Raw genomic sequence first — 21,443 nt, 5'->3', positions numbered from 1 at the left:
CGATCGGCTGGTGCCGTTGGCCGACCTGGTCGGTCTGGTCGAGGGGCTGGGTCCGCGCGGCAGCCTGCGCGTGCTGCGCTCCCCATACGGCCACGACGCCTTCCTCAAAGAAACCGATCGCATCGACGCGATCCTCGCTACCGCCTTCCGCACTTCTGGAGAGACCGCATGAGCCTGCACGCCGCCGAGCCGTCCTGTTGTCGCACCACTGCCGCCGTCCGCGCCGGCATCGATCGTGACACCGCCCATGGCGCGGTCACTCCACCGATCGTGCTGTCGTCGAACTTCAGCTTCGAAGGCTTCGGCAACAAGCGCCAGTACGACTACACGCGCAGTGGCAACCCGACGCGCGACCTGCTGGGCGAAGCACTGGCCGAACTGGAAGGCGGAGCCGGTGGCGTGGTCACCGCTACCGGCATGGGCGCCATCAACCTGGTGCTGAATGCCCTGCTGCAGCCGGGCGACACGCTGGTGGTACCGCACGATGCCTACGGCGGCAGCTGGCGCCTGTTCAACGCGTTGGCGAAGAAGGGGCATTTCGAACTGGTCACCGCCGACCTCACCGACCCGCGCACGCTGGCGCAGGCCCTGGCCACCCAGCCACGGCTGGTGCTGGTGGAAACCCCGTCCAACCCGCTGCTGCGCATCACCGACCTGCGCTTCGTCATCGAGGCGGCGCACAAGGCCGGGGCGCTGGTGGCGGTCGACAATACGTTCCTGTCGCCGGCGCTGCAGCAGCCGCTCTCCTTCGGTGCCGACCTGGTGCTGCATTCGACCACCAAGTACATCAACGGCCACAGCGATGTCGTCGGCGGTGCGGTGATCGCACGTGATCCCGCGCTGCACGAACAGCTGGTGTGGTGGGGCAACGCACTCGGGCTGACCGGCTCTCCCTTCGATGCTTTCCTGACTCTGCGCGGCCTGCGCACGCTGGATGCACGCCTGCGTGTGCACCAGGAGAACACGGCCTCGATCGTCGCGCTGCTGGACGCGCACCCCGCCGTGGCCCGGGTGTATTACCCCGGCCTGGCCGACCATCCCGGTCATGCCATCGCCGCACGCCAGCAGAGCGGCTTCGGCGCGATGCTGTCGTTCGAGCTGGCCGACTGCGCCGGCGAGGATCCGCACGCTGCCGTGCGCGCGTTTGTCGATGGACTGCGCTGCTTCACCCTGGCCGAATCGCTGGGCGGCGTGGAAAGCCTGGTCGCGCATCCGGCGACCATGACCCACGCAGCGATGAGTGTTGAGGCGCGTGCTGCCGCCGGCATCAGCGAAGGGCTGCTGCGCCTGTCGGTCGGCATCGAGGCCGAGCGCGACCTGCTGGCCGATCTGGGTGCGGCGCTGGCCCGCGCCGAAGCGGTGATCGACGCTGCCGCACGTCGCAAACAGGTGGTGGACGCATGAGCGCGCTGGCTGCCGAGATTCCGGCGCTGGGCGGCGGTCGCCTGGCACTGCTGGGCACCGGGACGGTGGGCTCTGCATTCGTGCAGCGCTACCAGGCCCTGCAGGCGCGCGGCCTGGAACTGCCCAGCGTGCAGTGGCTGGCCAACTCGCGCACTGCGCTGGCCATCGACCGCGATCTGGCCCTGCCGCTGGAACTTGCGCGGCGCGCACCGCGTGGCGGCCAGAGCGCGCCACCGTGGGCCGGTGCCGAAGGGCTGGAGCGTGGCGATGTGGTGGTTGATGCCACCGCCAGCGAAGACGTGGCCGCCCGCCATGCGCAGTGGCTGGCGCGCGGGGTGCATGTAGTGACGGCCAACAAGCTGGGCCGGGGCGGGCAGCTGTCACGCGCGAAGGCCATCGCCGAGAGCTGCGCCGACAGCGGCGCCCGGTACGGCGACAGTGCCACCGTGGGGGCGGGACTGCCGCTGTTGAGCAGCCTGCGCGCGCTGGTGGCCGGGGGGGATCACATCCACGCGATCGAGGGGGTGTTGTCCGGTTCCCTGGCCTGGTTGTTCCATCGCTATGACCGCCGTTCGCCGTTCTCGGCTGCAGTGCGCGAGGCGCTGGCCGCGGGTTACACCGAACCGGATCCGCGCCTGGATCTGTCCGGCGAGGATGTGCGGCGCAAGCTGCTGATTCTGGCGCGCAGCAGCGGACTGGCGCTGGATGCCGCACAGGTGCACGTGGATTCACTGGTGCCTTCGGCGTTGGCTGCGCTGCCGCTGGACGACGCATTGGCCGAACTGGAGCAGCTGGACGCACCGCTGCAGGCGCGCTGGCAGCAGGCGACGGACAGCGGCCGTGTTCTGCGCTTCGTCGGCCGGGTCGACGCTGACGGCGCACAGGTGGGGCTGCGTGAACTGCCGGCCGATCATCCACTGGCGCAGGGGGCGGGCACCGACAACCGCGTCGCGATCCACAGCGACCGCTATCGCACCCAGCCGTTGCTGATCCAGGGACCGGGAGCGGGCGCGGAAGTCACTGCTGCCGCACTGCTGGATGACGTACTGCGCATCGTGGGATGAGCAGGGTCCCGCTGCGCCCGCCGGGCATGGCCCGGCGCTACCTGCAATGTCGTGTCCGTCCCGGTAGTGCCGGGCCATGCCCGGCGGATACGCAGTTTCAGCGCCCTTTCAACACCTTCAGCAGCGCGGCATTGAACTGCCTGGGGTCCTGTACCTGCGGCGAATGGCCCAGTTCGGCGAATTCGACCAGCGTCGCGCCGGCAATCGCCGCAGCGGCCGATTTGCCCAGCGCCGGATAGTTGCCCAACCGTGCCTTCACTTCTGCCGGTGCCAGGTCACGACCGATCGCGGTGCGGTCCTTCTGGCCGATGAACAGCGCGGTCGGCACCTTCAGATTCTTCAGCTCGTATACCACCGGCTGGTTGAACACCATGTCCGAGGCAAGTGCCTGGCTCCAGGCCACCGCCTGCCTGCCGTCGCCCTCGTACATGCCCGCTTGCATGCGTGCCCAGGTTTCATAGGCAGGCTTCCAGGTGCCGTCGTAGTACACGTCCATCTGGTAGCGGCGGATGCTCTCGTAACTGGTTTTCAGCTCGCCGGCATACCAGGCATCGACGCTCCGCCACGGCACGCCCAGTGCCTTCCAGTCCTCCAGGCCGATCGGATTGACCAGCGACAGGCTGCGCAGGTCCTGCGGATAGGTCAGTGCATAGCGCACCGCCAGCATGCCCCCCATCGAATGGCCGACCAGGTGCACGGGCAGGCCGCCGAGCTGCAGCTGCTGCAGCAGTGCATGGGTGTTGGCGGCGAGCTGGCCGAATGAATACTGGTAGCGCTCGGGCTTGCTGGATTTGCAGAAGCCCACCTGGTCAGGTGCGATCACGCGGTAACCGGCGGCGAGCAGGGGAGGGATGGTTTCCTTCCAGGTCGCCGCGCAGAAATTCTTGCCATGCAGGAGCACCACCACGCCGATCGGCGCGGTCGTCGGCGCGATGTCCAGATAGGCCATCTGCAGCGGTTGCTGCTGCGATTCCAGGGTGAAGGTCTGTACCGGATGGCCGTAATCGAAGCCCTCCAGCCGCGGCCCATAGGCGGGAGCGGCAGCGGCGGTGAGGGGCAGGCAGGCCAGCAGTGCGGCGGCGATCACGCGCATGGGACATTCCGTGACAGGGGACGCCCGAGCCTAACCGGAATGCGGTGACGGTGTCGTCCGGCAGATGCCCGTCATCAGCACTCGATGACATTCACCGCGAGGCCGCCGCGGCTGGTTTCCTTGTACTTGTCCTGCATGTCGCGGCCGGTGTCGCGCATGGTCTTGATGACCTTGTCCAGCGACACCTTGTGCTTGCCATCGCCGCGCATCGCCATGCGCGAGGCATTGATCGCCTTCACCGCGCCCATCGCGTTGCGCTCGATGCAGGGAATCTGCACCAGCCCACCGATCGGGTCGCAGGTCAGGCCGAGGTTGTGTTCCATGCCGATTTCCGCGGCATTCTCGATCTGGCTTGGATTGCCACCCAGCGCCGCAACCAGGCCGCCGGCCGCCATCGAGCAGGCCACGCCCACTTCGCCCTGGCAGCCTACTTCGGCACCGGAAATCGAAGCATTCTCCTTGTAGAGGATGCCGATCGCCGCCGAGGTCAGCAGGAAGTCGAACACGCGCTGCTCGTTCGCGCCCGGGCAGAACCGGTCGAAGTAATGCAGCACCGCGGGCAGCACGCCGGCCGCACCGTTGGTCGGCGCGGTCACCACGCGGCCACCGGCGGCGTTTTCCTCGTTCACGGCCAGCGCGTACAGATTGACCCAGTCCAGCGTGGTCAGCGGATCGCGCATCGCCGCTTCCGGCTTCGACGACAGCTCGCGGTACAGCGCCGGCGCGCGACGGCCGACCTTCAGGCCGCCCGGCAGCACGCCTTCCTCGCGGATGCCGCGCGTCACGCACGACTGCATCGCGCTCCAGATCTCGCGCAGCTGGGCGCGGATCTCGTCCTCGCTGCGCCAGCACTTCTCGTTCTCGAACATCAGCTGCGCGATGCTCAGGCCGCTGCGCGCGGTCTGCGCGAGCAGCTCGTCGCCGCTCTTGAACGGATAGGGCAGCGGGGTTTCGTCGGGCACGATGCGGTCATCGGCCGCGTCATCCTGGTTGACCACGAAGCCACCGCCAACGGAGTAATAGTCGCGCGTGGCGATCACTTCATCGTCGGCGTTGTACGCGGTGAAGCGCATGCCGTTGGTGTGGTACGGCAGCTTCTGCCGCTTGTTCATGCCGAGGTCGCGCTTCTCGTCGAAGGCGATCTCATGCTGGCCCATCAGCTGGATGCGCTTGCTGCTGCGGATGCGATCCAGCGTGGACGGAATGATGTCCGGATCGATCAGGTTGGGGCGCTGGCCTTCCAGGCCAAGCAGGATCGCCTTGTCGGTGCCATGGCCGCGACCGGTCAGCGCCAGCGAACCGTAGACGTCGGCGCGGATGCGTGCGACCTCGTGCAGGCGGCCGGGGTCGAGCAGCCAGCGATGGATGAACCGCTCGGCGGCCTTCATCGGTCCGACGGTGTGGGAAGAGCTCGGGCCAATGCCGATCTTGAAGACGTCGAACGTGCTGACAGCCATGGATGCCAAACTGCGGGTACCGGACAAGCGGCTATTCTAGCGGCTTGCCGGGCCCTCCGATGGCTGCGGCGCAGCATTTCCGCCAAGCGAGGCAAGCCGGTGTTGACCCTGTTCCAGCGTGACGACTGCCACCTGTGCGATATGGCCCTGGCCGAACTGGCCAAGGCACGCGCGCCCGAGTTCGAATCGGTGTTCCTGGATGACCATCCAGCGCTGGAGGCGCACTACGGCGCGCGGGTACCGGTGCTGCGCGACGAGGCGGGCGGCCGCGAACTGGACTGGCCCTTCGATGCGGCGCGGGTGCGGGCCTGGCTGGCTGCGGGGTGAAGCCGCCGGGCATGGCCCGGCGCCACCCTGTATCACCGTTCCAAGGTGGAGCCGGGCATGGCCCGTGGCTTACTTCGCGTCGAACTTCACGATCGTGCTGATCGCGGTTTCGTCGGGGATGGTCTTGGTGTCGGCCCAATCGCCGGCGCCGACGCTGAAGTCCAGGCGCTTGACGGTGGCCTTGCCGGTCAGCACCGGCTGCGTGCCCGGCTTCCAGGTGAAGGTGAGCGTCACCGGCTTGCTGACACCACGCAGCTCGAGCGTGCCATCGGCGGCGAACTGGTCATTGCCGATGGCGCGGAAGCCCTTCGCGGTGTAACGCGCGGTGGCGAACTTGCCGACATTGAAGAAGTCCGCGCTCTGCAGCGTCGAGTCACGATCGCTGTTGCCGCTCCTGGCGCCGGCCAGCGGAATCACGACGTCGAGTGAGCCGGCCGCCGGATTGGCGGGATCGAAGCTGAGCTTGGTGGCGAAGCCCGGGAAGCTGCCGGTGAACACTTCGCCGTCGTACTTGCTGGCAAATACCAGGATCGAGCCCGCGCCGGGAGCCTGTGCATAGTCCGCGGCCAACGCCGGGGCAGTGGCCAGCATGCCGGCCAGGGCAGCGGCCACGGCCGCCGGGGTGGTCAGTTTCAGATTCATCGGTCAGTCCTTCTGGGGAGAGGCAAGCCAGCCACGCGGCAGCATGCGGCTCAACGTCGCGTCGCGCTGGAACAGGTGGTGGTAAAGGGCAGCGCCGGCATGGGCCAGCACCACAGCGATCAGCAGCCAGAAGCCGTACTCATGGATCGCATGCGACACGGCGACGACCTGCGGATCCGGTCCGCTGAGCTTGGGCACATCGACCAGGCCGAACCAGCGGAAGGGCCGCAGCCCGCTGGCAGAGTCGTACAGCCAGCCCGAAAGCGGAATGGCGAACATCAGCACGTACAGCAGCACGTGGGTAGCGCTGGCGATGCGCTCCTGCCAGCTGGGCACACCCGGCACCGGCTTGGGCGCACCGGCGTAGAGTCGCCAGACCAGGCGCAGCAGCACCAGGGCCAGCACGGTGATGCCGATCGACTTGTGCGCGGTGTAGACCCAGAAGTATTTGGGCGTCCTGGGCAGTTCGCCCATGGTCAGGCCGACCACGCCAAGGGCGAGGATCAGTAGTGCGATCAACCAGTGCAGGGTCTGGCTGACACTGCCCCAGGCGGCAGGGGAGTTCTTGGCGGTCATGCGGGGTCCTTGGGGGCCGTCTTGCTGTCGGAGTGGGGAACCGGGGCAGGAGTTCCCGGCCTGTCGCTGCGGTCGAGGAAGGCCTCGGCCTCGATCCGTACCTGTACCGCGTCGCCGATCACCCCGGGCCAGGCGGTGATGCCGAACGCGCGGCGGCTCAACGTGGTGCTGGCGGAAAAACCGGCGGTGCGGCGGAACGGCGGCAACGGATAGCGTTTGATGGCATTGAGGGTCACATCCAGCGCGACCTCCTGGCTGACCCCGCGCAGGGTCAGCGTGCCGAACACACGGGCGTGGTTCGCATCGATCGGTTCGACCCGCGACGATACGAACCGGGCGCTGGGAAACCGCTCGCCATCAAGCAGGCTGCGGGCCAGCGTGGCCTGGTTCCATTTGGCATCTCCCAGATCCAGCCGGGCGACCGGCACATTGACCTGCAGGGTTGCCTCGCGCCAGTTGTCGGGATCGAACTGAAGGTGGCCCTCACTGCCCGATACCGTCCCCATGGCCTGCGAGTAGCCGGCATGATCGATCGTGAACAGCACCCGCGTGTGCACCGGATCCAGCCGGTAGGTATCGAGCTGTGCCCAGGCGGGCGCAGCGGCGAGCAGCAACGGCAGCAGGAGCAGGCGGGGTCGCATCGATGGCGGGCTCCGGGAGGGGACGCTGCGATCATACGCACAGCCCCCTGACAACGCTGCGTGCATGGCTGCAACAGTTCGTGGTGGCGATGCCACTGGAAACGGGCTGTTGCAGTCGTGAAGCCTGGGCTGTGTGACAATCGCGGCTGGATCGGGGGTTCAGGATGACGAGTGGCTGGCGTCTGTGGTGCCGAGGCATCGCAGTAACGGGTCTGCTGCTGCTGGCAAGCGCCACGGTGGCCGCGACTCTGGACATGGCTGGGGAGACACCACGACTGCGCCGCTTCGGCGCCGCCGAGGGCTTGCCGTCGCGCATGGTCGTGGCCCTGGCCGAGGACCGCCAGGGGTACATCTGGGCGGCCACCGATGGTGGGCTGGCCCGCTACGACGGCACGACGCTGCGGGTCTGGCAGCATGAACCGGAGCGGCCAGGTTCGCTGCCGGGCAACGAGATCGAGACCCTGCTGGTGGATCCGCTGGACCGGGTGTGGGTCGGCATCAACGGCAAGGGCATCGCCCGGCTGGACGCGGATCGCGAGCGTTTCTCCAGCTTCGCCGCGGTGAACAATGAATGCCAGAGCCAGTTCTGGACACTGGCCTATGCGGACGATGCGCTGTGGATCGGCACCAGCGGCCATGGCGTGTGCCGCTTCGGCGAGGATGGCAGCCTGCGCTTCTTCCAGCATGATCCGCAGCGCCCCGGCGGCTTGCCCAGCAACACCATCTTCAGCAGCCTGGTCGACGCGCAGGGCCGCCTGTGGGTCGGTACCGAGGCCGGTGTCGCCCGCTGGAACGGCAACAGCTTCGAGGCCATCGCGCCGCGCGAGCTGGGCAGGGTCAGCGTGCTGCGTCTCAGCCGCGACCCCGATGGATCGATCTGGGTCGGCAGCCAGAACGAAGGCCTGTTCCGCATCGATGCCCAGGACCGCGTCAGCCGTCCACGCTGGTCCGGCAGTGATCGCTTTCGCTCGGCACTGGTGCTGGCGGATCGGCAGGGAGGCTACTGGGCAGGTACCTCGGATGGGCTGCTGCGCGGTGATGCGCAGACACTGTGGCGCCTGGAGGGCGATCGCGGCAGCGGCTTCCTGACCGCCCACAGCGGCGTGCTCGATCTGCTGCAGGACCACGAAGGCGGGGTCTGGGTGGCCCTGCTGAGCCAGGGGTTGGCCTATCTGCCGCCGGACTGGCGCCGCTTCTCCACCTGGAACCAGCTCGACGGCAAACCGCTGGACAGCCAGTACCTGCTCAGCGCGGCCACCGATGGCCGGAATTACTACGTGAGTTCGGCACACGGCGTGTACCGGATCGATGCGCAGGGCGTGCTGAGTCTGCTTGCCAGTGATCGCGAGCTGGGCAGTGGCGCGGTCTGGTCGGTATTGCCGCGGCCGGACGGCCGCCTCTGGCTGGGCCGCGCCGGGCGCATCACCGTCTATGACCCGGCCACCCGCGCAACCCGGGAGTGGCGCATCGACGGCGGCTCCGACCTGCGCCAGCGCATCGACCTGATGCGGCCGGCGCCGGATGGCACCGCCTGGGTGTCGGTGATGAACGTCGGCGTGCAGCAGCGTCTGGACGATGGCCGGGTGCTGCGCAGCTTCCCCGTCGAGGGATTCCGCGGCCTGGGCGATGCGCCGATCGAGCAGATTCGATTCGATCCGCGCGGGCAGGCCTGGGTGATGGGGGACATGGGCCTCTGGCGCCAGCAGGGTGAGCGCTTCGAGGCGGTTCCTGGCGTCTCGCGGGGATCGATCTACGACCTGGTGTGGATCGATCCGCAGCAGCTGTGGCTCGCCCGCCAGGGCGCCTTCGAGCGCTACCAGTGGGATGGCATGAGCCTGCGCCTGGTGCAGCGCGTCGATGCTGCCGCCGGCGTGCCACCCCTGAGCATGGGTGGGCTGGCCTTGGCCGACGATGGCCGCCTGTGGGCCACCACGCCGCGCGGTCTGCTGCGCTGGGATCCGAAAACGAAGCGGCTGAGGCAGTTCACCGAGCGCGACGGACTGCCCGATGCCGAATTCACCGGCCGGCCGCCTGCGGTGAACGCCGATGGCCGCGTGCTCGCGGTGACCCAGACCGGCGCGGTCGGTTTCGACGTCAATGCCGCCGACACCCCGCTGCCATCCTCCGCGCTGGTGATCGCGCAGGTGCGCGTACGTCGCGACGATGCGCGCGGCTGGCAACCCCTGCCGACCACCGGGGTGCTGCTGCTGGGTCCGGATGACCGTGATCTGCAGATCGACGCGCGGCTGCTCTCGTACGGCAACCCGCAGGGCAACCGCTATCGGTTCCGGGTGCAGGGCTATGACCAGAACTGGGTGGAGCAGGGTGGCGACGGCCAGCGCACGCTGTCGCGCCTCGCGCCCGGTGCCTACGTGATCGAAGTACAGGCGGCCACCGACAGTGGTCCGTGGACGCCGTCGCAGCAACTGCAGGTGAAGGTATTGCCGCCCTGGTGGCGCAGCGGCATGGCGATCTTCGGCTACCTGCTGCTGGGCTCGTTGCTGCTGCTGGTGCTGGCATGGGCGATCCGCAGCCGTCTGAGAAGGCGCCAGCAGTGGCAGCTGACCGTGCACAAGCAGCAGCTCGCCGAGCAGGCCTCGCAGGCCAAGAGCCACTTCCTGGCCACGCTGGGTCATGAGGTGCGCACGCCGATGACCGGCGTACTGGGCATGAGCGAACTGCTGCTGGCCACATCACTGGATCCGGTACAGCGCAGCTATGCCGGATCGATCCAGCAGGCGGGCAGCCATCTGCTGCGTCTGGTCAACGATGCCCTGGACCTGGCCCGGATCGAAGCCGGGCGACTGGAGCTGGACCTGCGTCCGTTCGATCTTGCCGCGCTGCTGGACCAGGTGCAGATGCTGATGCGGCCGATGGCGCAGCAGCGCCAGCTCGATTTTGTACGCGAGGATGCCTTGCCCGGCCCGATCAGCGTCAGTGGCGATGAAATGCGCATCCGCCAGATCCTGCTGAACCTGCTCGGCAATGCCATCAAGTTCACCGAGCGCGGCCAGGTCGGCCTGGGCGTGCGGCTGCAGGAGGATGGCGGCGGGGTGTGCTTCGAGGTGTTCGATACCGGCCCCGGCATCAATGCCGAACAGCAGCAGCGTCTGTTTCATCGCTTCGAGCAGGCCGATGGCCCGCGGACAGCATCGCGCTATGGCGGCAGCGGGCTGGGCCTGGCGATCTGCCAGGAACTGGCCGTGGCGATGGGTGGGCGCATCGATGTCGACAGCCAGCCGGGCAGGGGCGCACGGTTCCGCGTGCAGCTGCCGCTGCCGTGGAACCGCCAGGCTGCCCACAGTGGTTCCGACAGGGCGTCGCCACCGCCGCTGCCGCCGCTGCGCATCCTGCTGGTCGAAGATGACGCCACGGTAGCGGACGTCATCGCCGGCCTGCTGCGCGGTCGTGGCCACGACGTAGTGCACGTGCTGCACGGCCTGGGGGCCTTGTCGGAGATCGCGACCGAGGGGTTCGATGTCGGTCTGCTCGACCTGGATCTGCCGGCCCTGGACGGAACGGCGATCGCCCGTCAGCTGCGCGCCATGGGCTATGAGCTGCCACTGGTGGCGGTGACCGCGCGGTCCGATGCCTATGCGGAGGCGCAGGTGCTGGCCGCCGGTTTCGACGGCTTCCTGCGCAAGCCGGTCACGGGCGACATGCTGGTGGCGGCCATCGTGCAGGCTCGCAGCAAGCGCCAGGGTGAGGGCTGATTGCGCCGGCGCCGGGCGTGAACGGCGCGGCTTTCGGTTTACCATGCCGACGCCCGCACGACGGGCACCATCTGGGAACGCGTGAGGAGGCGATCAGTGGCGTATCTGCGGGCGGCGATGCTGCTGATGCTTCTGCTGTGCTGCCTGGCGCCCGCTGCCGCACAGCCGGTACCGCCCACGCCCCGGCAGGTGACGGTGTTCGATGGCCTGCCGTCCAACACCGTCAACCGCATGGCGGAGGACCGCTACGGCTACCTGTGGATCGCCACCAATGACGGGCTGGCACGATACGACGGCCGCAACTACCGGGTCTGGCGCTCCGAGGATGGCCTGCGCGACAACCGCATCTGGACCGTGCTGGTCGATACCCGCAACCGCTTGTGGATCGGCACCGAGAATGCCGGCCTGGTAAGGATGTCGGCCGACCGCCGGCAGCTGCGGTTCTTCGACCGCAGCAGCCAGCCGCTGATGAGCACCAATACGATCTGGAGCCTGGCCGCCACCCCCGATGGCTCGATCTGGTTCGGTACCCACGAAGGCGGGCTGTACCGGGTGGATGGCAATGATCGCGTGCAGCGCTTCCTGCCCGAGGCGAACAATCCGCGCAGCCTGCCGGCCGCTGCGGTGCCCTATCTGGCCACGCTGGCCGACGGCAGCCTGTGGGTGGGCACCAAGCATGGCGTGGCGCGTTGGACCGGCAGCGATTTCGAGCGGGTCGGCGACGAGCAGGTGCCCGGCCAGCTGATCAACGGTTTGACCGCCGAGCCTGACGGCAGCCTGTGGATCAGCACGCTGGCCGGCGCATTCGTGCGCCGGCCGGATGGTCGCTTCGAGCGGCAACCCTGGTCGGTGCCGGCCGGCGACGAGGTGCTGGGCATGATGCTGCGCGATGAGCAGGGGGGCTACTGGCTGGACACCCGCAGCGGACTCGGTCGCGCGGTCGATGGCCAGTACCAGACGGTGCCGCTGTACAGCGCGATCGCGCGCGGCCAGGTGCGGCCGAACTGGACCGGCGCCTACGAGGATCGCGAGGGCGGCATCTGGCTGGCCAGCACCAATGCCGGTCTCTGGCATTTGTTGCCACGGTGGTGGCAGTTCTCGGTGTTCTCGCGTCTGGAGGACGATGCATCGTCACTGCGCAACGCCTACGTACTCGGCACCAGTGCGTCCAGCAACGGAGGTGTCTGGACGGTCGGCAGCCACGGCGCGCTGGATCGCTTCAATCCCCGTACCGGCCGGATTGAGCAGTTCCGGCGCGGCGTCAATGGCATCCACTGGCTGACCTCGGTTCGCGAGGACCGCCATGGCCGGGTCTGGATCGGTTCGTCCGGAGCGCTGCTGCGCTATGACCCGGCACGCGACGAGCTGCGCCGCTGGGGACGCGACGCGCCTGCCGATGCCGCGATGGAGGGCGATGTCGACGCACTGATGATCTGCGACAGCAACAGCCTGTGGTTGATGATGCCCGCCGGCCTGCAGCAGCGCGATCTGGAAGGTCGGCTGCTGCTCGAACTGGACAATGGCCAGAATGGACTGCAGACCGGCCAGCTGAACCAGGATCTGGTATGCGGTCCGCAGAACCAGCTGTGGCTGGCCAGCAGCCGCGGGCTGCTGCAGTGGCAGCCTGAGCAGCAGCGCTTCCAGCCGGTGCCCGGCGCGCCGGCAACGGCACTGTACGCGGCGTATACCGGCAGCGACGGCCAGGTGTGGCTGTCCGAGGACGGCCGGTTGTCGCGCTATCGATGGAGCCAGGGGCGTCTGGAGCGGCAGGGGGTCATTGGTGCCGAACAGGGATATCCGGCGGTTTCCGCCACCGGTCTGGTGGTCGATGCGCAGGGTGTGGCCTGGGCCACCAGCGCACGCGGCCTGGTGCGGGTCGGCGCGGACGGCCAGAGCGTGCGCCTGTATGGCGTGCACGATGGCCTGCCCAGCCAGGAGTTCCGCGCGCATACCTTGATCGCGACGTCTTCGGGACGGCTGGTGGCAGGAACCCCGGCCGGCGTGGTGGTGTTCGATCCGGAACAGGTGCGGCCTTCGGTGCGCCGCGCACCGCTGGTGATCGAGCGGGTGGAGGTGCGCCGCAACGAGCAGGTGCTGGACCTGACCCACGACGCACCGTTGCTGATCGCCGACGGCGACCGCGATCTGCGCATCGTGGCGCGCCTGCTGTCCTTCGCCGATTCGGCCTCCAATTCGTATCGCTACCGCCTGGCCGGCTATGACCCGGACTGGGTCGAGGTCGGGCCCGCCGGTGAACGCCTGTTCTCGCGGCTGCCGCCGGGCAGCTATCGGCTGGAAGTGCAGGCGCGCTCGGCCGACCACGTCTGGTCGCGGGTGCAGACCCTGGAGTTCCGCGTGCAGCCGCCGTGGTGGCGCAGCCTGTCGGGCCTGCTGGTGCTGACGTCGATCGCGTTGCTGCTGACCAGCTGGTTTGCATGGCTGTACCGTCGCCGCCTGCAGCGTCGCCACGCCTACCAGCTGGCGTTGCACAAGCAGGAACTGGCCGAGCAGGCTTCGGCGGCCAAGACGCGCTTCCTGGCCAATCTGGGCCATGAGATCCGCACGCCGATGACCGGTGTGATGGGCATGAGCGAGCTGCTGTTGTCCTCGCCGCTGGATCCTCAGCAGCGCGGCTACACCCAGTCCATCCGCCAGGCGGGCGAGCATCTGCTGCATCTGGTCAACGATGCGCTGGACCTGGCGCGGATCGAATCCGGGCGCCTGGAACTGCAGTCCCGGCCGTTCGCGCTCCATTGCCTGCTGCAGGACCTGGCCGCGCTGATGGGGCCGCTGGCCGCGCAGAAGGGACTGCGTTTCGTCCTGGACAATCGCTTGCCGCCCGGCCTGCAGGCCACCGGCGATGCGATCCGGGTGCGGCAGATCCTGCTGAACCTGCTGTCCAACGCGGTGAAGTTCACCAGCCGTGGCACCATCACCCTGCATGCCCGGTGCGATGAGGCGATGCGCGCACTCCAGTTCGAAGTGCGTGACACCGGGCCGGGCATCAGCCAGGAACAGCAGCTGCGCCTGTTCCGCCGGTTCGAGCAGGCTGACGGTGCACGTACCGCGGCGCAGTATGGTGGCAGTGGCCTGGGGCTGGCGATCTGCCGCGAGCTGGCGCAGGCGATGCAGGGCCGGATCCAGGTCGAAAGCCAGTTGGGGCGCGGAACCTGCTTTGGAGTGATGCTGCCCCTGCCGCTGGAAGTGGACGCCGACGCCGATGCGGACAGCGCCGCGCGGAGCGAGGATGCAGTAGCGAACATGCCCCCCCTGCGCGTGCTGCTGGTGGAAGATGACGCGACGGTGGCCGATGTCGTGCAGGGTCTTCTGAGTGCGCGCGGCCATGAGGTGGTGCATGCCGGGCATGCGTTGGCGGCGCTGCGCGAGATCAGCGGGAGTGATTTCGATGTGGCCCTGCTTGACCTGGACCTGCCGGGCCTCAGCGGCTTCGAGCTGGCCGAGCATCTGCGCAACCAGGGGTACACGCTGCCGTTGCTGGCGGTGACCGCGCGCACGGACCCGGACCTGCAGAAGCAGGTGGAAGCGGCCGGGATCGGCGGTTTCCTGCGCAAGCCGGTCACGGGCGAGCTGCTGGTGGAGGCCATCGCCAAGGTGTTGGGGCGCTGAGGCCGGGCACAGTCCGGCAGGCTACTCCGCGACGTGTTCGACCTGGCGGGGTTCGGGCTTGGTGTCCGGCAACTGCCAGAAGATCATCGTCGAAGTCAGTGTGATCGCGCCCACGCACAGGAACGTGGCGTGCAACGCCGCCGTTGCGCCGTGGCCCTCCAGGTGCGTGCCGAAGGCGGCCAGCAGGCTGCCCGCCGCCGCCGCGCCGAAGCCGGCAGCCAGCATCATCACCATCGACAGCAGACTGTTGCCCGAACTGGCGAACTCCCGATCCAGATCGCGCAGGGTCACGGTGTTCATCACGGTGAACTGCAGCGAATTGACCGCACCGAAGAAGGCCAGCTGCAGCAGGCGCCAGCCCAGGTGCTGGCCCGGCGTCATCAGGATGAAGCTGGCCATGGCCAGGCCCACCAGCACGGTGTTGGTCATCAGCACGCGCCGATAGCCGTAGCGTTCGACCAGCTTCACCGCCAGCCGCTTGGAGACCATGCCGGCCGCGGCCACCGGCACCATCATCAGTCCGGCGTTCATCGGTCCCAGGCCAAGGCCCACCTGCAGCAGCAGCGGAATCAGCATCGGCATGGCGCTGCTGCCGATGCGTGAGAACAGGTTGCCGAGGATGCCGATGCGATAGCTGGGCACACGGAACAGCGCCAGCGAGAACAACGGCGCGGTCGAGTTGGCCGCGTGCAGCCAATAGCCCACCAGTGCGGCCAGCCCCGCCACGGTCATCAGCATCACCAGCGCGTGCGGCGTACCCAGCCCGGAGATGCCGTCCAGCGCCAGCGACAGCACCACCATCGCAAAGGCCAGCATGATGTAGCCGCGCAGGTCGAAGCGGGTGCGGTGGCTGGCGTAATGGTCCGGCATGATCTTCATCGCAGCGATGAAGCCGATCACGCCGATCGGAAGGTTGATCAGGAACACCCAGTGCCAGGAGGCGATCTCGACCAGCCAGCCGCCCAGCGTCGGGCCGATCAAGGGGCCGATCAGGGCGGGGATGGCGATGAAGCTCATCGCACGCAGGAAGTCCTCGCGCGGCACCGAACGCATCACCGCCAGGCGGCCGACCGGCAGCAGCATCGCACCGCCGATGCCCTGCAGCACGCGGGCACCCACCAGCTGATGCAGGTGCTGGGCCAGCGCGCAGGCCAGCGAGCCGAGGGTGAACAGGATGATCGCCACCAGGAAGGTGCGCCGGGTGCCGTAGCGGTCAGCGATCCAGCCGGAGGCGGGAATGAACGTGGCGACCGCCAGTGCATAGCTGAACACCACCGACTGCATCTGCAGCGGACTCTCGCCCAGGCTGGCCGCCATCGCCGGCAGCGCTGTGTTGACGATGGTCGAGTCCAGCATCTGCATGAAGATCGCCAGGGACACCAGCCACAGCAGGGGGCGCTGGCGGTTGTAGGTCGATGGCGATGTGGACATGGGTTGTGGCCGGTGCAACGTGGGGGCGCCATGATCGCGCACTGCGGGTCACGGCGCGATCAACACCGCGCCGCAACCGCATGCGCACTGCTCAGCGCTGGCTGTGCGCGTGCACCGCGTCGACCAGTACCTGCACGTGGGCCGGGTCCATGTCCGGTGACATGCCATGGCCCAGGTTGAACACGTGGCCCTCGCGCGACCCGCCATTGCCGGCGGCGTAGGTATCGAGCACGCGCGCGGCAGCGGTGGCGATCGCATCGGGCGAAGCGTACAGCGTGGTGGGGTCGAGGTTGCCCTGCAGGGCAACGCGACCACCGGTGCGGCGCAGCGCTTCGTCCAGGTCCAGCGTCCAGTCCAGGCCCAGTGCATCCGCACCGGTCTGCGACAGTGCTTCCAGGTGCAGGCCGGTGCCCTTGCCGAACAGGATCAGCGGCGTACGTTCGCTGGCTTCGCCACGGTCCAGGCCCTGGGCAATCCGCTGCAGGTAGCGCAGCGAGAATTCGCGGTACATCGCCGGCGACAGCACGCCGCCCCAGGTGTCGAAAACCTGCAGGGCCTGTGCGCCCGCGGCGCGTTGCGCGCCCAGGTAGGCGATGACCGCGTCGGTGGTGACCTCCAGCAGGCGGTGCAGCGCCTGCGGGTGGTTCAGCGCCATGGCCTTGATGCGCGAGAAATCCTTGCTGCCGCCGCCTTCCACCATGTAGCAGGCCAGTGTCCATGGGCTGCCGGAGAAACCGATCAGCGGCACCTGGCCATCCAGCTCGCGGCGGATCAGGCGCACCGCATCCATCACGTAGCCCAGGTCCTGCTCCATGTCCGGCACCGCCAGCTTGGCGATGGCGGCTTCCTCACGCACCGGGTGGCGGAACTTGGGGCCTTCGCCTTCGACGAAGTACAACTCCAGCCCCATCGCGTCGGGGATGGTGAGGATGTCCGAGAACAGGATGGCGGCATCGAGCGGGAAACGCCGCAGCGGCTGCAGGGTGACTTCGCAGGCGATCTCCGGGTTCTTGGCCATCGCCAGGAAGCTGCCGGCCTTGGCCCGGGTCGCGCGGTACTCCGGCAGGTAGCGGCCGGCCTGGCGCATCAGCCAGACGGGCGTGCAATCCACCGGTTCGCGGCGCAGAGCGCGTAGCAGGCGATCGTTGCGGAGAGGGCTGGTCACGTTGAACGTTCCTTGGATCAAAGGTGGGCAGCGGCGTCAGTCGCCGTGCGAAAGGATCTGGAAGCCACGATGCAGTTCGGCATCGCGCGCCTTCTCGAAGGCGTGGCGGGCTTCGTCGGCCTGCAGGAACAGCTCGCGGCGCAGCTGCGAGCGGCCACCGACGCGGCCGCTTTCGCGCAGCAGCTCCCAGCCGCCGAAAAGATCCGGCTGCAGGCTCAGGCGCAGGAACCGCGGTGCCTGCGCACCGGCCTCGGGATGTTGCAGGTAGACATGCATGGCCCGATTGTAGCGGGGCCAGGGTGACCCCGGCCGCAACGCGGTAGCGCCGGGCCATGCCCGGCGGACGCCCAGGAAACCCGGGTAGCGCCGGGCCATGCCCGGCGAACGCGGAAGCGATCAACCCTGGCCCAGCACCTTCAATACCGCTGCTTCATCCACGTCCGGCACCACCTCGGCCCGACCCATGCCGCGCCAGAGCACCAGGCGCAGTCGACCGGCCACGTTCTTCTTGTCCAGCCGCATGCGGCCGAGCAGGGCCTGCGGATCCAGGCCGGCCGGGATCGCGACCGGCAGCCCGAGCCTTTCCAGCAGCGCCTGCAGGCGCGCGCGGTCGGCATCGTCGGCCAGGCCGAGATCGGTGGACAGCCTGGCCGCCAGCACCATGCCCACTGCCACCGCCTCGCCATGGTTCAGCGCATCGCGGCCCGGCGCCGAATAGCCCTGTTCGGTTTCGATGGCATGGCCGAAGGTGTGGCCGAGGTTCAGCAGGGCACGCTCCCCCTTCTCGAACGGATCGCGCTCGACGATGGCGGCCTTGTGCCTGCAGCTGCGGGCGATGGCTTCGGCCAGCACCGCGTCCTCGCCAGCGGACAGCGCGTCGGCGTGGTGCTGCAGCCAGTCGAAGAAATCCGCATCGCCCAGTGCGCCGTACTTCACCACCTCGGCCAGCCCCGCGCGCAGCTCGCGCGGCGGCAGGGTGGCCAGCACCGCGGTATCGGCCACCACCGCGCGCGGCGGATGGAAGGCGCCGACCAGATTCTTGCCGGCAGGAATGTCTACGGCAGTCTTGCCGCCCACCGACGAATCGACCATCGCCAGCAGCGTGGTCGGCAGCTGCACGCAGTCGATGCCCCGCATCCAGCAGGCTGCGGCGAAGCCGGCCAGGTCGCCGACGACACCCCCACCGAGCGCGAACACACAGGCATCGCGGGTGGCGCCCAGGGCTGCCAGCGCTTCGATGGCGCGGCCGAATTCGGCCAGGGTCTTGGAGGCTTCGCCGGCAGCCAGCACGTGTTCGCCGACGACCAGGTCCGGACGCGCGGCCAGCAGGGTCTGCTTCAGCCGCGCCAGGTACAGCGGGGCGACGTCACTGTCGCTGAGCAGCAGGACGTGGCGCCCCCGCACGTGGCGGGCGAGGGCAGGGCCATCGCTCTGGACGCCGGCGCCGATGGAGATGGTGTAAGGGCGGTCACCGCCAACGGCGACCTGCAGCGGAGTGGGGGAAGTCATGCGATCAGGTCCTGGCGCTGCCATTGCGCGGCGAGCTTGACGACCAGCTGGGCGGTGGCGTCGGCAGCGGTGTACGGGTCGGTATCAAGGGTGAGGTCGGCCAGTTCGCGGTACAGCGGATCGCGATGGGCGGCCAGGTCATGCAGCACCTGCTCGCGGTCGGGGCGCTGCAGCAACGGCCGGGCCTTGTCGCGGGCCAGCCGTTCCAGTTGCGCGGTCACGCTGACGCGCAGGTAGACCACGAAGCCACGGCGGGCGATCAATGCCCGGTTGTCCGGGTCCAGTACCGCTCCGCCGCCGGTCGAGACCAGTTGGCCGTGGCCCTGCAGGAGGCGGGCCAGCGCGTCGCGCTCGAGGCTGCGGAAGCCGGTTTCGCCGGAGTGCTCGAAGATCGTGGGAATGCTGGCTCCGGCGGCGTCGACGATGGACTGGTCGACATCGACGAAGTCCAGCGTGAAGCGCTCGGCGAGGCGGCGGCCGATGCAGGTTTTGCCGGCGCCCATCGGGCCGATCAGGATCAGGTTCGGAGCAGGATTCATGCGCCCTGATGCTAACACCTCCGTGCCCCGGCCTTTACGTCCTTCACGTCAGGGTGGGACTTCCTGCGGGGATTCCCGCGTTCAACGGAGTACAGGCCATGTCGGTTGCCAAGGTCATCGAAATCACCGCCTCTTCGCCCACGAGCGTGGAGGATGCCGTGCGCAGCGGCCTGAAGAAGGTCTCCGGAACCGTGAAGGGCATCCAGGGGGCCTGGATCAACGAGACCAAGGTGGTCACCAATGGCAGCGGTGAGATCACCGAGTGGCGGGTCAATCTGCGGGTGACCTTCCTGGTGGAATGAGGGGCCTCAGCGCAGTGCCTGTACCTGGCGCTGCGCATCCAGCACCACCACCCGGTCGGCGAGGGCCGGCAGTGCATGCAGTGCCTGCCGGCTGACCCTCTCGAAGTACTGCACGAAGCGCTCCAGCTGCGGCCGGCTCATGCCATGCCGGCCGGGCTGGGCCGCCTGCAGGCTCTGCTCCTGCTGCCAGCGCCAGCGCGGTACTACCGAGAAGTCCGGCGGCTGCAGGAACCACAGGCGGTCACAGCGTTGCCACAATGCCGGGTAGTCGCGGCCCAGGGCCTGGTTGCACCAGTGGCGCCAGCGGCCATCGCTGTCGGCATCACGTTCAAGGGCGTTCAACGGCTGAGCCAGTTCGGATTCCTCCTGCGCCGGTGTGCCCAGGAACCAGCCTTCGAACACCAGCAGGTCCAGCGGCTTTTCCAGCCGTGGCCACTGCGCCTGTGGCAGGCGCTCGTCGGCCAGCTTGTCGAAGCGCGGCAGCGCCAGTGGTTCGCGCGCGGCGGCGGCATCGAGCAGCGCGTGGACCAGCGGCAGGTCGTGGGTGCCCGGCGGCCCCCGGGTGATCAACAGCGGATGGACCTGGCGTGCCAGCCGCTGCCGTTGCGCGCGGGTCAGGTAGACATCATCGATGGACAGCGTCGCGGCGTTCAGGCCCCGGTTCCGGGCGCGCGCCACCACCTGCTCGGCCAGCGTCGATTTGCCGCTCCCCTGCAGCCCGCTGATCGCCAATACTGGAACCGCCGCGCCGCTGCCCAGCGCATCATCCAGTGCCTGCTCGGCCAATGTTTCGGGAAATCCTTTCACCTGGGGCATATACGCAGCAGCGACCATGCCGCCACAATAGATCAATCCGTGTGAGAAGAACGCAATCATGAGCGACCTGTACGCCGAAGCCCTGTCCACGTTTGCGGCCCTGTTCGACGAGGCCAAACAGAGCCGCGAGGTCGAGCCCAACGCGATGACCGTGGCCAGTGCCGACCTGCACGGTCGTCCATCGGCGCGCACCGTGCTGCTGAAGGCCTTCGATGAGCGTGGCTTCGTGTTCTATACCCACCTGGACAGCCACAAGGGCCAGGAGCTGCGGGCCAATCCGCAGGCGGCCCTGCTGTTCCTGTGGCGCAGCCTGCGCGAGGCCGGCATCCAGGTGCGCATCGAAGGCCGTGTCGAACAGGTGGCCGATGCGGAAGCAGACGCCTATTTCGCCAGCCGTCCGCGCATGAGCCAGATCGGCGCGTGGGCCTCGCAGCAGTCGAAGACGCTTGCAACGCGCGAAGAGTTCGATGCGCGCGTGGCCGAGGTCGAGGCACGTTTCGAGGGCAAGGACGTGCCGCGTCCGGACGGCTGGAGTGGCCTGCGCGTGGTGCCCGACCGCATCGAGTTCTGGTACGGCGCGCAGTTCCGCCTGCACGAGCGGTGGTGCTATGAAGCCGGCGCCGAGGGGCGCTGGAGCAAGCGCCTGTTGTATCCGTGAGCGGCTGCGCTGCCACGATCCGCCAGGCCACACCGGCCGATGCCGCTGCATGGTCGCAGCTGCGCGTGGGCCTGTGGCCCGACGCCGATGATCCACTGGAGGAGCTGGCGCAGTCGCTGGCCGATCCGGAAGGTGCGGTGTTCCTGGCGTGCGCGGCTGATGGTGAGGCGGTCGGTTTCGCCGAGGTGCGCCTGCGCCACAACTATGTGAACGGCACCGGTTCCTCGCCGGTCGGGTTCCTGGAAGGCTGGTATGTAACGCCGCAGTGGCAGGGCCGCGCTGTCGGCCGTGCCCTGCTGGCGGAAGTGCAGGCGTGGACGCGGGACGCGGGCTGCAGCGAGCTGGCCTCGGACAGCCGCCTGGAGGACGTAGAGGCGCACGCGGCACACCGCGCCTGTGGCTTTGAAGAGACCGAGCGGGTGGTCTATTTCCGCATGCCGCTGGACGCGGCCACGCGGGGGTAGTGCCAATCTTGGCTG

At 68.4% G+C, this 21,443-nt stretch carries 19 protein-coding genes and 1 pseudogene; 9 read left to right on the top strand and 11 right to left on the bottom strand.

Features of this window, described 5'->3' with window-relative positions; all coding sequences use genetic code 11:
- The 3 genes and pseudogenes from QMZ25_RS05750 to QMZ25_RS05740 form a co-directional block, all read left to right on the top strand.
- Window positions 1-172 (top strand): annotated as a pseudogene (locus QMZ25_RS05750) (homoserine O-succinyltransferase); the annotation flags it as partial.
- A complete protein-coding gene (locus QMZ25_RS05745; protein WP_053519885.1) occupies window positions 169-1,404 on the top strand; it encodes an O-succinylhomoserine (thiol)-lyase in 1,236 nt (411 codons plus the stop codon). The pseudogene QMZ25_RS05750 and the gene QMZ25_RS05745, both read left to right, overlap by 4 nt.
- Window positions 1,401-2,468, top strand: coding sequence for a homoserine dehydrogenase (locus QMZ25_RS05740; protein WP_283219251.1), 1,068 nt, complete (start codon window positions 1,401-1,403; stop codon window positions 2,466-2,468). The genes QMZ25_RS05745 and QMZ25_RS05740 overlap by 4 nt, the downstream gene beginning before the upstream one ends.
- A 97-nt stretch (window positions 2,469-2,565) precedes the next feature.
- Here QMZ25_RS05740 and QMZ25_RS05735 read toward each other — a convergent pair whose 3' ends face one another.
- Both QMZ25_RS05735 and QMZ25_RS05730 read right to left on the bottom strand, forming a co-directional pair.
- Window positions 2,566-3,561 (bottom strand): alpha/beta hydrolase, encoded by a 996-nt coding sequence (locus QMZ25_RS05735; RefSeq protein ID WP_053519883.1) that lies wholly within the window; start codon window positions 3,559-3,561, stop codon window positions 2,566-2,568.
- Window positions 3,562-3,635: 74 nt separating this feature from the next.
- Window positions 3,636-5,018, bottom strand: a complete 1,383-nt coding sequence (locus QMZ25_RS05730; RefSeq protein ID WP_053519882.1) for an L-serine ammonia-lyase — start codon at window positions 5,016-5,018, stop codon at window positions 3,636-3,638.
- A 141-nt stretch (window positions 5,019-5,159) separates the two neighbouring features.
- Here QMZ25_RS05730 and QMZ25_RS05725 point away from each other — a divergent pair, with 141 nt between their 5' ends.
- Window positions 5,160-5,345: a thioredoxin family protein gene (locus tag QMZ25_RS05725; protein WP_053519891.1), complete on the top strand. Its 186-nt coding sequence runs from the start codon at window positions 5,160-5,162 to the stop codon at window positions 5,343-5,345.
- Window positions 5,346-5,414: 69 nt separating this feature from the next.
- Here the strand turns inward: QMZ25_RS05725 and QMZ25_RS05720 are convergent, their stop codons facing one another.
- The 3 genes from QMZ25_RS05720 to QMZ25_RS05710 are packed head-to-tail and all read right to left on the bottom strand — an operon-like array spanning window position 5,415 to window position 7,204.
- Window positions 5,415-5,987: a YceI family protein gene (locus tag QMZ25_RS05720; RefSeq protein ID WP_053519881.1), complete on the bottom strand. Its 573-nt coding sequence runs from the start codon at window positions 5,985-5,987 to the stop codon at window positions 5,415-5,417.
- Window positions 5,988-5,990: 3 nt separating this feature from the next.
- Window positions 5,991-6,563, bottom strand: a complete 573-nt coding sequence (locus QMZ25_RS05715; RefSeq protein ID WP_053519880.1) for a cytochrome b — start codon at window positions 6,561-6,563, stop codon at window positions 5,991-5,993.
- Window positions 6,560-7,204, bottom strand: a complete 645-nt coding sequence (locus QMZ25_RS05710) for a YceI family protein (RefSeq protein WP_283219250.1) — start codon at window positions 7,202-7,204, stop codon at window positions 6,560-6,562. The genes QMZ25_RS05715 and QMZ25_RS05710 overlap by 4 nt, the downstream gene beginning before the upstream one ends.
- 164 nt (window positions 7,205-7,368) lie before the next feature.
- On the opposite strand from QMZ25_RS05710, the gene QMZ25_RS05705 reads away from it, so the two are divergent.
- Together QMZ25_RS05705 and QMZ25_RS05700 are read left to right on the top strand one after the other, a co-directional pair.
- Window positions 7,369-10,917: an ATP-binding protein gene (locus tag QMZ25_RS05705; RefSeq protein WP_283219249.1), complete on the top strand. Its 3,549-nt coding sequence runs from the start codon at window positions 7,369-7,371 to the stop codon at window positions 10,915-10,917.
- A gap of 96 nt (window positions 10,918-11,013) precedes the next feature.
- Window positions 11,014-14,544 (top strand): hybrid sensor histidine kinase/response regulator, encoded by a 3,531-nt coding sequence (locus QMZ25_RS05700; RefSeq protein ID WP_283219248.1) that lies wholly within the window; start codon window positions 11,014-11,016, stop codon window positions 14,542-14,544.
- 21 nt (window positions 14,545-14,565) lie between these two features.
- On the opposite strand, the gene mdtD is transcribed toward QMZ25_RS05700, so the two are convergent.
- From mdtD to QMZ25_RS05675, 5 genes are all read right to left on the bottom strand, one after another.
- Complete coding sequence (mdtD, locus tag QMZ25_RS05695; protein ID WP_065182627.1) at window positions 14,566-15,975, bottom strand: multidrug transporter subunit MdtD; 1,410 nt, start codon at window positions 15,973-15,975, stop codon at window positions 14,566-14,568.
- Between the two features lie 91 nt (window positions 15,976-16,066).
- Window positions 16,067-17,140 carry a uroporphyrinogen decarboxylase gene (hemE, locus tag QMZ25_RS05690; RefSeq protein ID WP_283219247.1) on the bottom strand — a complete coding sequence of 358 codons (1,074 nt, stop codon included), beginning with the start codon at window positions 17,138-17,140 and terminating at the stop codon, window positions 16,067-16,069.
- A 36-nt stretch (window positions 17,141-17,176) separates the two neighbouring features.
- Window positions 17,177-17,416 carry a WGR domain-containing protein gene (locus tag QMZ25_RS05685; RefSeq protein ID WP_053518663.1) on the bottom strand — a complete coding sequence of 80 codons (240 nt, stop codon included), beginning with the start codon at window positions 17,414-17,416 and terminating at the stop codon, window positions 17,177-17,179.
- A gap of 120 nt (window positions 17,417-17,536) precedes the next feature.
- Window positions 17,537-18,649 (bottom strand): 3-dehydroquinate synthase, encoded by a 1,113-nt coding sequence (aroB, locus tag QMZ25_RS05680; protein ID WP_053518661.1) that lies wholly within the window; start codon window positions 18,647-18,649, stop codon window positions 17,537-17,539.
- On the bottom strand, window positions 18,646-19,188 hold the full coding sequence (locus QMZ25_RS05675; protein WP_065174808.1) for a shikimate kinase: 543 nt from the start codon (window positions 19,186-19,188) through the stop codon (window positions 18,646-18,648). Before QMZ25_RS05675 ends, aroB begins: the two co-directional genes overlap by 4 nt.
- Before the next feature lie 98 nt (window positions 19,189-19,286).
- Between QMZ25_RS05675 and QMZ25_RS05670 the strand changes: the two genes are divergently transcribed.
- Complete coding sequence (locus tag QMZ25_RS05670) at window positions 19,287-19,490, top strand: dodecin family protein (RefSeq protein WP_053518657.1); 204 nt, start codon at window positions 19,287-19,289, stop codon at window positions 19,488-19,490.
- A 6-nt stretch (window positions 19,491-19,496) separates the two neighbouring features.
- Here the strand turns inward: QMZ25_RS05670 and QMZ25_RS05665 are convergent, their stop codons facing one another.
- Entirely contained in the window at window positions 19,497-20,324 is an 828-nt protein-coding gene (locus tag QMZ25_RS05665; protein WP_111186370.1) for a kinase, read from the bottom strand.
- A 40-nt stretch (window positions 20,325-20,364) separates the two neighbouring features.
- On the opposite strand from QMZ25_RS05665, the gene pdxH reads away from it, so the two are divergent.
- Window positions 20,365-20,964, top strand: coding sequence for a pyridoxamine 5'-phosphate oxidase (gene pdxH / locus QMZ25_RS05660; protein WP_053518654.1), 600 nt, complete (start codon window positions 20,365-20,367; stop codon window positions 20,962-20,964).
- Window positions 20,961-21,428 carry an aminoglycoside 6'-N-acetyltransferase gene (gene aacA / locus QMZ25_RS05655; protein ID WP_111186369.1) on the top strand — a complete coding sequence of 156 codons (468 nt, stop codon included), beginning with the start codon at window positions 20,961-20,963 and terminating at the stop codon, window positions 21,426-21,428. The genes pdxH and aacA overlap by 4 nt, the downstream gene beginning before the upstream one ends.
- The last annotated feature ends 15 nt before the right edge of the window (window positions 21,429-21,443 follow it).

It is taken from the genome of Stenotrophomonas sp. RS-48, from assembly GCF_030053245.1.
GTDB lineage: Bacteria > Pseudomonadota > Gammaproteobacteria > Xanthomonadales > Xanthomonadaceae > Stenotrophomonas > Stenotrophomonas maltophilia_P.
The sequence above is the reverse complement of the archived record's forward strand: the minus strand, read 5'-3'. Positions and strand labels throughout refer to the sequence as shown.